Annotated in this window: 11 protein-coding genes and 1 pseudogene; 8 read left to right on the top strand and 4 right to left on the bottom strand. The window is 56.6% G+C overall.

What is annotated here, in order from left to right; genetic code table 11:
* Both IE111_RS23725 and IE111_RS23720 read right to left on the bottom strand, forming a co-directional pair.
* Positions 1 to 2,006: hypothetical protein (locus IE111_RS23725; protein WP_189613638.1), on the bottom strand; the 2,006-nt coding region annotated here is incomplete at its 3' end.
* Positions 2,007 to 2,328: 322 nt separating this feature from the next.
* On the bottom strand, positions 2,329 to 4,296 hold the full coding sequence (locus IE111_RS23720) for an Ig-like domain-containing domain (protein WP_189613637.1): 1,968 nt from the start codon (positions 4,294 to 4,296) through the stop codon (positions 2,329 to 2,331).
* A gap of 418 nt (positions 4,297 to 4,714) precedes the next feature.
* Between IE111_RS23720 and IE111_RS23715 the strand changes: the two genes are divergently transcribed.
* From IE111_RS23715 to IE111_RS23680, 8 genes are all read left to right on the top strand, one after another.
* Positions 4,715 to 5,749: a 2OG-Fe(II) oxygenase gene (locus IE111_RS23715; RefSeq protein ID WP_189613636.1), complete on the top strand. Its 1,035-nt coding sequence runs from the start codon at positions 4,715 to 4,717 to the stop codon at positions 5,747 to 5,749.
* A 669-nt stretch (positions 5,750 to 6,418) separates the two neighbouring features.
* A complete protein-coding gene (locus IE111_RS23710) occupies positions 6,419 to 6,859 on the top strand; it encodes a hypothetical protein (protein ID WP_189613634.1) in 441 nt (146 codons plus the stop codon).
* A 198-nt stretch (positions 6,860 to 7,057) separates the two neighbouring features.
* Positions 7,058 to 7,390 carry a type II toxin-antitoxin system RelE/ParE family toxin gene (locus tag IE111_RS24700; RefSeq protein ID WP_189613632.1) on the top strand — a complete coding sequence of 111 codons (333 nt, stop codon included), beginning with the start codon at positions 7,058 to 7,060 and terminating at the stop codon, positions 7,388 to 7,390.
* A gap of 1 nt (position 7,391) precedes the next feature.
* Positions 7,392 to 7,679: a NadS family protein gene (nadS, locus tag IE111_RS23700; RefSeq protein ID WP_189613630.1), complete on the top strand. Its 288-nt coding sequence runs from the start codon at positions 7,392 to 7,394 to the stop codon at positions 7,677 to 7,679.
* Positions 7,680 to 7,710: 31 nt separating this feature from the next.
* Positions 7,711 to 8,178, top strand: coding sequence for a helix-turn-helix domain-containing protein (locus IE111_RS23695; protein ID WP_189613628.1), 468 nt, complete (start codon positions 7,711 to 7,713; stop codon positions 8,176 to 8,178).
* Between the two features lie 15 nt (positions 8,179 to 8,193).
* A complete protein-coding gene (locus IE111_RS23690; protein ID WP_229805504.1) occupies positions 8,194 to 8,619 on the top strand; it encodes a VOC family protein in 426 nt (141 codons plus the stop codon).
* Entirely contained in the window at positions 8,616 to 8,843 is a 228-nt protein-coding gene (locus IE111_RS23685; RefSeq protein WP_189613625.1) for a hypothetical protein, read from the top strand. Before IE111_RS23690 ends, IE111_RS23685 begins: the two co-directional genes overlap by 4 nt.
* A 423-nt stretch (positions 8,844 to 9,266) precedes the next feature.
* The gene (locus IE111_RS23680) at positions 9,267 to 10,244 is read left to right on the top strand and encodes a LysR family transcriptional regulator (protein ID WP_189613623.1); all 978 of its coding nucleotides are present in this window, start codon (positions 9,267 to 9,269) and stop codon (positions 10,242 to 10,244) included.
* Between the two features lie 62 nt (positions 10,245 to 10,306).
* Here the strand turns inward: IE111_RS23680 and IE111_RS24695 are convergent, their stop codons facing one another.
* Both IE111_RS24695 and IE111_RS24690 read right to left on the bottom strand, forming a co-directional pair.
* On the bottom strand, positions 10,307 to 10,588 hold the full coding sequence (locus tag IE111_RS24695; RefSeq protein WP_268245059.1) for a nitroreductase family protein: 282 nt from the start codon (positions 10,586 to 10,588) through the stop codon (positions 10,307 to 10,309).
* Positions 10,589 to 10,734: 146 nt separating this feature from the next.
* Positions 10,735 to 10,908, bottom strand: a pseudogene (locus tag IE111_RS24690) (nitroreductase family protein); the annotation flags it as partial.
* Position 10,909: the final 1 nt, after the last annotated feature.

Raw genomic sequence — 10,909 nt, 5'->3', positions numbered from 1 at the left:
TTTTCCTCGGTCGGGAAGAGGTTGTAGCGCAGCCACCACGGGTCCCGGGGGACATTTTCCTTTAACGCTTCCAGTTCTTCCAGATCCTGGATCAGCTTCTGCACGTCCGGGTCTTCGTAGCGTTCGGCGGCGGCGCGGAACAGCAGGTCGGCGTAGAGCCAGGTGAGGTCGAGGATCTTGGGTTCGGTCGGGGTCAGCGGGGCGAGTTGTTGTTCGACCAGTTGCCAGTCGTCCTCGGTGAGGCCGCTGCCGAGTTGTTTTTCGATCTCGGCGCGGATGTCCGCCTCGGTGCTGTCGGCGTCGGCCAGCAGCACATAGGAGTTGGGGAGTGGATGACCGCGTTCGTCCTCCGGCAGATTGATCGCCTCCAGCGCGCGTTGCAGCAAATCGACCTGAACCGGCCGTAATTGCATCGAACGGCCGGTGTTGGTGCGCGAGGTGTAAGGCCGGCCTTTCTCCCAGTCGACGATGGGGCCGACGTCGTAGAGGTGAACGATGGGTTCACCGAAGGCCCGGAACAGGCTGTCGAAGGTGGTCTGGTCTTCGGGTACGCCCGGGCGCTTCGGTACATAGGCGAAGCGGTAGCTGACGTCCTGTACCTCATCCGGCAGCAGGAAGCGTTTGGGTTGGCCGGGGATCAGGTCCTCGCCCTGGTAGAGCAGTTCGTCGTTGTCGTCGTAGAGCCAGTAGGCGAGTTGGGTACCTTGGGGAAAGGGCTGCTCGCGGTCGTCGTAGTTCAGTTCCACCCAGTTGGGTTCCGGCACACTGGGCCATTGGGTGCTGAGCTCCGGTACTTGAAGAGTGGCGGTGACCAATTGCGAGTCCGGCGCGGACTGGGTCAGCACCTTGGCCTGTTGGCGCATCCACTCGGCCAATTGCATCAGGCTTTGGCCGATGTCTGCCAGCAGGGCGTGGTACGGCGATTCGTTGCCTGGATGGATACCATCAACTTTAGGGCAACGCTGGCTCAGCAGAGCCACCAGTGCGGTTTCCAACGCCCAGGCCTCGGGGTCGGCGTAGTTCCAGTCGCTCGCCACGTTCACCAGAGGTTGTAGAACAGTTTCATCGCTCAGCACGTGGATTAGATCCAGCAGGCAGCGGGATACGGTGTCTATCCGGATCGAACGGGTGGACAGGCCCAGGCTCATGCCGACGTCTCGGGCCAGTACCTCGGGCTCCAACGGGCACTGCGCCCTGAAAGCGTCCTGAAACAGATCCGGCCGGTGCTTTTGCCGACTCCAGAAGGTGGCGGCGGTATCGAACAAGGGGCCGAAGGGGTAGCCCGCGCTGAACAGCTCGGTGGGCATGTCGGCCGGGTTGCCCGGCGTCAGTACCCGGGTGTTGATCAGGTGCAGCGGTTGCAGCCGGTTGGGGATGTGTTGGGTGTCGCCGGTGTCGTCCCGGGCATCCGCCAGGGCTTGGCAATGGTCTTTCAACCGGTCCAGTTCGGTTTGCCACGCATCTAACGAGACCGGTGTGCCGACGGTGTAGGTGACCGTGCCCGCCTTGCTCAGCGGTCGCTTGCGGGTGTTGCCACCGATGAGGCGGCCTTCGAACGCTTCGGTATCGGTTTCGATGGTGAACGGCGCAACCACGCCGGACCCATCCGGGTAGGTGAACCGCAGTTGGGCGTAGAACTCGGGTGCCACCTCCGGCTCCACGCCCGGTGTGCCGTTCGGCAACGGCGTGTCTTCAATCACCTCTGCCTTGGGTCGGTTCAGCTCCACCCGCGGTGCGGCCGGTTTGGGGCCGCCGATGCCTTCGCTGCGGTGAATGGCGTACACGATGCCGCGCTTGTGGTTCGAATGCCGGGTAAGGAATTCGAAACCGGTGTTGCCTTTCAGCAAATAAAAACGCCGATGCGTGCGTTCCGGTTCGAACCGTTTGGCGTCATCCGGATAGCGGTAACTGGCGTGCCACACCAAAGGATTCAGTGAAATGCCTTGTCGGCGCAAAAAGTTCTTGGCGTCGTCGGGGAGTTGGGCGATGTCCCTCTGGGTGCTCATGGGTATCCCTGGTCGTGAGTGTCCGTGTCCATGGCGTACGTCCTGGCTCGCCGAGGGGGATAGATACCAAAAAAGAGAGAATCGAACAGCTACAAAAAGTGATTATGAGAAAGGAATTTCCGAAAAAGGGAAGTCGATCACAAGAAATAATTACGGGTTGTCATAAATGACATCAGACGCTCACGCCAGGTTGCCACACACTCGGCCAGTGCCTCCAATTGCTCCTCGTAGAGATCTTCGCCCGAAAAAAGTGCGTGGCTCATAAGATTGCCCGTGTAGTCTGGCAAGCCCGACCCAACGGGCCGGGCTGGTGTATTAGACACTAGTCAGAATACAAAAGGTACGTTTTGCTGGACCACCCGTCCATTCCAGTTTCAGGCAACTGGCCCATATCAACGTGGTAAGCCAAAGCGAAGGTTCCCTGGCTGTTGATCTCCATATCGGGCCAGACAGCGTTTTGCTCGGTGACGGAACCCGACGCCTTCCATTGACCGCCAAGGTGGCTGACCATCTCAATGCCCAGGGAATTAGCAGGAGAAAAGACCGAGCCGTCGACCACACCGATATGCATGTCACCGGTTACGGTTATTACAGGAAGAATCTCCTGAACGGCAATGACATCCACGGAAACCGATTGTGGTGAACTCCAACTGCCACTGCCGGTTTTCTGACTGACCGTCAATTCATCGCTTTCATACCAGGCCAGTAAATGGGTTCCATCCGCTGCGGCTCGATAGCGGACCAGTTCGGCATCGGACGTCGCAAATAAGGTGCTTGTTCCGGACCAGCCGCCGGTTGCGCTATGCGTGGCGAAGCGAAATCCTTCGTCTGGGTGATCCCAGAACACACCGGTGACACCGGCATCGGCTACCTGAATACGCGGACGCATATCGCTATGTGTTCCGAGGTCGACCGACTCCAGTCTTGTCGCAGTGGCACTCCAATCAGTGCCGTCGAATCGACGGGCGAAGACCGTCTCCTCTGTACCCGAATACTGGCTGTCCGGATTGAAGTTCTCAACCCAGACGGCAATGGCGGTTCCATCTTCCTGCAGAGCAACCGCCGGGTTAACGGCGCGCCGTTCGTACCAGTCGGCATCTATACCCGCTACCTCGTCATAGGCTTCCAGTTTTGCTTTGTAGGACCAGGCACCACTGTCGGCCTGGTACGTGGAAGCGCGAATCATGTCGATGGTCTCAGCGTTGTTGCTGGCTTTGTTTTGTGCCCAGACAACCACCGCGTCGCCACTGTTGTTGACCTGTAAGTCGGGTGATTTGTAGTGTTCCACGTTGGTTTCGGTATTGGTGTCGGTCGCCAGTTCTTGGGCTGCTTCCCAACCGCCGCTCTTGGAATAGTACCGGACCAGCATGCGCTGAGAGGCTTCGGTATTCTCTGCCCAAGCTACCCAGGCATTGCCCTGTCCGTCCAGGGCGATCGATGGACGGGTTTGCACCCATTTGTCATTACTGGCGCCGAATGCGGATGTGGTCTGACCAATTACCTTTCTACTGCTCAATTGGTCGGTGCTAACGTCGTACCGCCTGAAAACCACATCGAAAGTCGTTTGGTCTGCGTTCAATTCTACCCAAACCGTCAGAACATTGCCCTCGGCGTCGATAGCAGTATCGACAAAGTTGCTGTCCAGTGGTTTCAATCCGACCGGATCATAAACGGCATCGGCACTGCCATCCAACTGAAGGTCACTTGACCAACTCAATCCACCGGTTGTGAAGCTCCATTGATAGTCACTGGCCAAAGTGCTGCCGTCATTAGCGGTAAGCTGACCAGCATTCAACGTGACGTGATATTCAGTATTCGTTTCCAGCTCCTCCGACGGGGTATAGGTGATCCGTTTTGTATGAGTACCGTTCAAGCTGTCGACACTGCCGGGAACCAATGTGCCCTGTAGAGTCAGTTCCATTTCGTTGCTGTTGAACGTACTATCGATGTCTTTATCCATTTCGGCATAGACTGCCGCACCGACCGGGACGTCTGTGCTGCCGTCTGATGGATATACATTCGCAACGGTCAACGTTGAATCACCACCTGAATCTTCTCCATCAGACGAGTCCGAATCGTCTGTGGTCGTCGAATCTTGGTTCTGCTCGTCGGAATTATCCGAAGTGTCGCCCGAACTACCTGTTTCATTACATCCTGCCAGCGCAAAGATCGCCAGCAACGCAGTTAACAGTTTAGGTTTCAGAGAAAGATTCAAAATGCGTCCTCCCGTCCTCAGTGGTATGAATCTGTTTGTATTGGCTATTAGACAGCAAAAGTCACGCTTACCCATCTCCGGCTCCTGTATCGGAACGGGTGTCCGAACGGGAGTTGCTGTCACTTCGCCATGATCGTTGCTTCCCGAAGGCTGACACCCTCCCACGATGACCAGCATCAAGGCTGCCAGCAGCAAGGTGACTCAGGGGTTCCGCCTGGACATTTTCATGATTTCCTGCCTCCGAGCCATATACGACACAACGTCGCGTTCAAACCTTCAGCCTATAGCAAAGGTCGGAGCTTGGATGTGGTGCAAATGCATCACATCCAGGTTGGCAGATCAGACTGAAGCTCCTCAGTTTCAGGTAATAAGAGCAATTCCTTCCCGCAGCTGTCGACCGGCCCAATCCTGTAACTCCGGGTTATCCTGTAGTCGAAATGCCAAACCAGTCGGTATATCGTTATGAGGGGTCGCCAATGAAGGGGGTTGAACAATGGGTACGCAAGACTGGCCTGAATGGTCCGACAGCTTCATTAAGGCCGGGTTTCCGAAAACTAGCCTGTTGGCCAATACCGAACCAGCAGTATGGCAAGCGCTTGGCCGTCTTAACCTGAAAGACTTCAATGCAGGAAAGCAAGTCGTTGTGCGCCAGGCATTGGACGCGATCGGATTAGGGTGGGTCGCGACCAATACGACGCCGTTTCGTATCGCCGTAGGCGGCCTCTTTGATGCGGCCCGGGACTGTCATCGGCTTGAGGGCTCGGTCAGTGGTAGCAATGGGTCATCCAACGAGCCGACCAGCAGATCGGCACCCTCTATACAGATAGACAGGCACTCACTGCCCGAAGCAGACGACGGCCTGAGCGGGCCACTGGACGACAATGCCATAACATCGACTCATCAATCCGCCCTTTGGAGTCAGTTGGAACACTACGGCGCCTGTGTCATTCGCAATGCGGTGCCTGACGCCACTCTATCTCCCCTGCCCGACTCCCAGCAGGCTAAGATAACTAAGTTGGCCCATACCGTGGGCAACGGTGTCGCTGGCTGCCCACCCAGTGACTATATGGATTTATCGAAACCGCCTGACTGGCATAATGCACTGGTGAGAACACTGGAACGATTGTTGGTCAGTCGCCAGGAGCCTAACCTTCACCCACTGGGGCACATGCCCCTGACGCGTAAAAGCATCCTCCTGCGGGCCGGTGAAGGTGCCGAGAACTGGGCGCATCAGGACAACAACTCTGAAAATCCACCGGTACAAGCCGTTTTGATGTTGAGCGAACCTCAAAAGGACTTTACCGGGGGCGAGTTTTACGTTGCTCGACAAACCAGGGCTACCGACGGCACTATTGATATCCAACGCTTTGAGGTCACATTTGCCGCCCCCGGGGACCTGGTGATCTTCAAGGCTGGTAAAGACAGTGGATGGTGGCATGGCATGTTGCCGGTCAAGGCGGGTACTCTACCGAAACAAAAGCAGGACTATCTACGAGAAGCGGTCGGACTGTTGCAGCCCCTCGGCTAAGTCGGCAACGGCTACATTGGGTTCTCAAGTATCTAGCGGTTGTGTGGGGTGGACTTCGTAGGGTTGTATTCGTGGTGCTGTCTGCCATCTCCGGCCTGGCTACTGTGGTGGTATTCATGGTTGGCTCACGACAGTCCAGGATGTTCGCGATGGGTCTGGTGGCCCTTCATATGCTACTGTAGATCGCATTTGGCCCACTTCATTCTCTGGCGGCGCACTACGGTGCCTCATAGCGAGCGAAAATGAACGAAAAACTCAAGGACGCCATAGCCAAGCAAACAACCACGGAATACGCTCAGTGGCGCAATGTATTAACGACCCTTGCCCTTACCGTGCTGGTGACAAGCACGGTCGCGACTTGGGGTTACATTTTTTACTCGACGCCGAACATCGAGTGTCACGAAAACTTTTGGTACCTGTCTCTGCCGTGGTTGCTGGTTCAATGGGTCGTTATTGGGTTCATGTTCTGGTATCGGAACATTCCCATGTTCGCCCGACACGCGATCCAGCTCCTTATAATGTTCAGTAATGTCTGGTTCATATTCTTTATTTTCTCGTTGCGGCCATGTGGTGTATAGCCAAGGCTGAGAGCTCACTGTGGAAATAGTGTAGATATAATCACATCCACCTCCTGCTGTGATCAATAGCGGATACAATAAGGAACATGAAGTGCGTGTAAGAATAACATCGACTTTTCATGCACCCGCCGACAAAGTTTGGGGGCTGGTAAAGAGAAGCGACACACTGCTGTTCGTTACCCGTGGATTCCTGAGCTTCTCAGGCTCAAGCCACTTCCCCACCTTGTGGGAAGAAGGAGCCACGGAAACCACCCGATTGTTACTTTTCGGGTTCATTCCAGCTTGGGAACACACCCTTACTTTCCAGGAAATCAATGACAATAGCCGGGTTCTTTACACCCGTGAGGGCGGCGGCCTGGTGCCAGTTTGGAACCATCTTATCCAAGTCATCCCAGGCAAGAATGAAACCTGTACATACGTTGACGACGTTGAGGTGAAAGCGGGCATTTTAACGTTCCTGATATGGGGTTATGCGCATATCTTTTACCGGTACCGGCAATTTCGCTGGCGCAGTTTGCTCCACAGGATCTAGTCCGATGCCTACCCGGGCTGACTCTCCCTCAAAGTGCACTGCCCATGAAATCCTGAGGATGGCTCCAGGAGTTTCTCAGCGTATGTAATTGGTCAGCCCCGATATTCAGGTAAGCTCTCCAGCACCATCCCGAACACTGTTTACCGGGATTCTTGATCCATTTGACCGAATGTAATCCAATGGATTACACTTACCTCCATGCAGACCATTGTCGAACTCCCCGAATTCATCAAGCGTGCGTCAAACCTCCTCAAGGATGGTGAAAAAGCCAGCATAATCAACTACTTGGCTTTTCATCCCCAAGCCGGGGATTTAATACAGGGTACAGGTGGAATCAGGAAGCTTCGTTGGTCAGCTCAGGGTAAAGGTAAAAGTGGTGGTGTAAGGGTTATCTACTACTACCATAACGGATGTGTACCACTATTCCTTCTGACGGTGTTCGGCAAAGGTGAGAAAGCGAATATATCAAAGTCCGAACGGAATGAGTTGAGCAAGTTAACTGAATTGTTGCTTAAACGATATGGTGGTTAATATGAGTAGTGCATTCGCAAGTATTAAGCAGGGCCTGGATGAGGCTATTGAATACTCTAAGGGGCATGCTCAAAAGGCTGTCATACACGAATTTGGCCCTGTAGAGGTTAAAAAAATACGTGCCGATCTAGGCATGTCACAGAATGAGTTTGCTTCCGCTTTTGGCATCAGCGTCAGCACACTTCGTCATTGGGAGCGTGGCGATCGTGCGCCTCACGGCCCCGCCCTTGTCTTACTGAACGTAGTATCCAAAGAGCCTGGCGCGGTCCTGAAGGCATTGAGTGCGTAGTCACCATTAAACGGCTCCACACGAGGATGCCATGAAACAGAGCCCCGAACTGTTGCGGAGGTTGTTACGGGCCAAAGACCGGATGGACAGGGCCCCAGAAGAGGCGTGGCCCATTCACCGGCTAGCCCGGGTAAGTGCCACGTCACCGGCGCATTTCGCACGCGAGTTCAAGAAGGCCTTCGGCCTGCCGCCACACCGTTACCTGCTCACCCGTCGTATCGAACGTGCCACTGCGCTGCTGCGCGACACCGACCGGCCCATTACCGACATCGCCTTCCAGACCGGCTGGAGTAGCATCGGTACCTTCGGGCGTATTTTCCGTGACATCACCAGCGAAAGCCCCGGCGAATTCAGGGCACGTGAAGGCACGGTCCCGCACAGGCGGGAGGAAGTTCCGGAGTGTGTGGTCCGCAGCGTTGATCGACCAATCCTCAAGATAGCAGTTTCGGAGAAGCGCCGACGGAAGGCCGCTGGCAAGCTGGACATCCAATCCAGCTAAGGAGGTTCTATGGCTATGAGTATCAATGTAGTGGGTCTGTATGTGCGCGATCAGGACGAAGCACTGGAGTTCTATGTCGATAAGCTGGGGTTTGTCGTGCATACCGACGTTAAAAACGGCGACTTCCGCTGGCTGACGGTCCAGCATCCGGAACAGCCCTCGTTCCAACTCGGCCTGTTCAAACCGGGGCCACCGGTACATGACGAGGCCACCGCGCAGACCCTGCACGAGGTCGTCGCCAAGGGCGCGATGCCGGCGCTGGTGTTATCGGTGGACGACTGCCGAGCTTCCTATGAACGCTTGCGTGAGTGCGGCGTGGAGTTTACGCAGGAACCGGTGGAACGCTTCGGCAATGTCGATGCCGGTTTTCGGGACCCGTCGGGCAACGGGTGGAAGATGATCGAGACACAATCCGATGCGCGGGCCGGGAGGTCGAAATGAATTGGAGCGCCTGGATTCGACAAGGCAACCGCTGGCTGTCCATGCTGTTCACAGCAACGGTGATCGCCAACTTCGTAACGATAGCCGCCGGCTCAGCCGAACCGCCAGCGTGGGTAACCTATTCGCCACTCCCCCTGTTGTTCCTGCTGCTGTTTTCCGGCTTGTACCTGTTCGCGCTGCCGCATGTCACCCAGTGGCGGGGTAAAGCGCGTCACAGTGCTTGAATACCGCAGACACAGCCGAAGGAGAATATACGAAAAATAGGGAAACAGGACGGCTGGACGCGAACGGCCAAACGCCGCTTTTCAGCGGCGTTGCCAGAGCCTTACCAGGTTATGTACCAACATTTGAACAACCTCACGCCGGGCCCGGTTCCGGTCCTGCCTTACCCGCTCCAGATCAATGCCGCCGCTTCCATCCCGGTATCTCTGCGGGATGCTTCCCAGGTTCGAGTCGGCGGCGCTGCCGACGGCCGTTATATCGTCATCCCCGCGGGTTAGCGGGCAATCGCCTTGGAAGAACTTCGCTTCACTTGAAACCAACATGATTCTGACCTCCATCGCATTGCCCCGGGTCAATGGAGCGCTGTTTGTCCAATGGGTTCAGGTACATGCTATTCCTGTTCTATACTGCAAACTATTCCATAAATGCGAGAATGGACTTTGCAAAAACGAACATCAAAACCGGGCCAGCCACCCTCTTCCAGCGCGTCGAAAACACGGAACCAACTGGCGTGGAATGACTTTGAGATCGTGCTCGCCATCGCGAACGCGGGCTCACTGTCCGGTGCGTCTCGCGCTCTGGGTGTGAGCCACGCCACGGTCTTCCGGCGGCTGGGTGATATCGAGCGACGCCTGGGTGTCGCGCTCTTCGAGAGAAGCCGTACCGGCTATCAGCCGACGCTCGCGGGCGAAGAACTCGCCGAAACGGCCAGGATTATGGATCAGGCCGCCTTGGCGGCTGAGCGTAAAGTCGCCGGGCGTGACCTGAAGCCCAGCGGGGAAATCTGGGTTACCACGACGGATTCGCTGCTGATGGGGCTGCTCGCGCCCCTGTTCACGCAATTCCGGCACATCTATCCGGACATCCTGTTGGACGTTGCCATCTCGAACCAGTTGTTCAATCTGACCCGACGGGAGGCCGATGTCGCCGTTCGCCCGTCCAATCGCCCGCCCGAGAACCTGATCGGTCGGCCGCTGACCACGATTCGCCAGGCTGTATATGCTCACCGCAGTTTCGGCCTGGCCCCGGGCGCGTCTATCGAATCCCTGGGCGGCCAGCCGTGGATAGGCGCAGGGCCGCGTTTAAAGGATTCGGAAGTCGACCAGTGGATGGACACGAACGGGCTCAAGTCCGCTTGCGTGTATCGCGTCGATACTCTGGTCGGCATACTCAGCGCCATACGCTCGAGCATGGGGCTGGGCATCCTGCCCTGCTACCTGGCTGAGGGGTATCCGGACATTGTTCAGCTCACCGACCCCATACCCGAGTTGGACTACGGCCTGTGGTTCCTGATGCATCCGGATTTACGGGGGGTGGTGAGGATTCATGCCCTGATGGACTTTCTGACGGACGCTATCCGTAAACAGGAGCAGCGACTGGCCGGGCCGCTGCTGGGTTCCTGATACGGGGCTCCGAGCCGTTATTTTTTCGATACTGGCCAGTTCAGAGGCGCAGGGTGATTCGATTAAAAACGATCGCTCACCACAACCTCTTCCAGTTTAAGCTGTCCGCCTCTGGGCTTGGCGCTTTCGGCTCCCTTTCCGATCGCCAACATCATTACAATCACGTGATTCTCCGGCAGACGAATCAGGTCGCCGACCTGGTCCAAGTCGAATCCGATCATCGGGCTGGTGTGGTAGCCGAGTTCTTCGGCGGCGAGCATGATGTTCTGCGCGGCCATGGCGCCGGAGCGGATGGCCTCGTCGCGTTGCAACCATTCCCGGCCCCGGTAAAAGTCCTGCAGCATGGTGACCAGGGTCTCTTGCACTTCCGGGGTGGTGTTTGCCAGTAGCGCTCGGGGGTGTCGTTCCAGGCGTTGATGTTCCCGGTGATGACCAACAGCTCAGAGGCGTCGGTCACCTGAGCCTGGTCCCAAGCGGCGTCCCGGAGCTGCCCGCGCAGGTCCCGGTCGCTGACGCGGACAAACCGCCAGTGCTGAATGTTGAACGAGGTCGGCGCGAGCATAGCCGCTTCAATGAGGCGGGTGAAATCGGCTTCAGGGATCCGGTGGTTGGGGTCGTACTGCTTGATGGAACGCCGGTTCTGAATGGTGTCCAAGGTGTTCATG

The organism is Saccharospirillum salsuginis (assembly GCF_014651855.1).
Classification (GTDB): Bacteria; Pseudomonadota; Gammaproteobacteria; order Pseudomonadales; family Natronospirillaceae; genus Saccharospirillum; species Saccharospirillum salsuginis.
The sequence above is the reverse complement of the archived record's forward strand: the minus strand, read 5'-3'. Positions and strand labels throughout refer to the sequence as shown.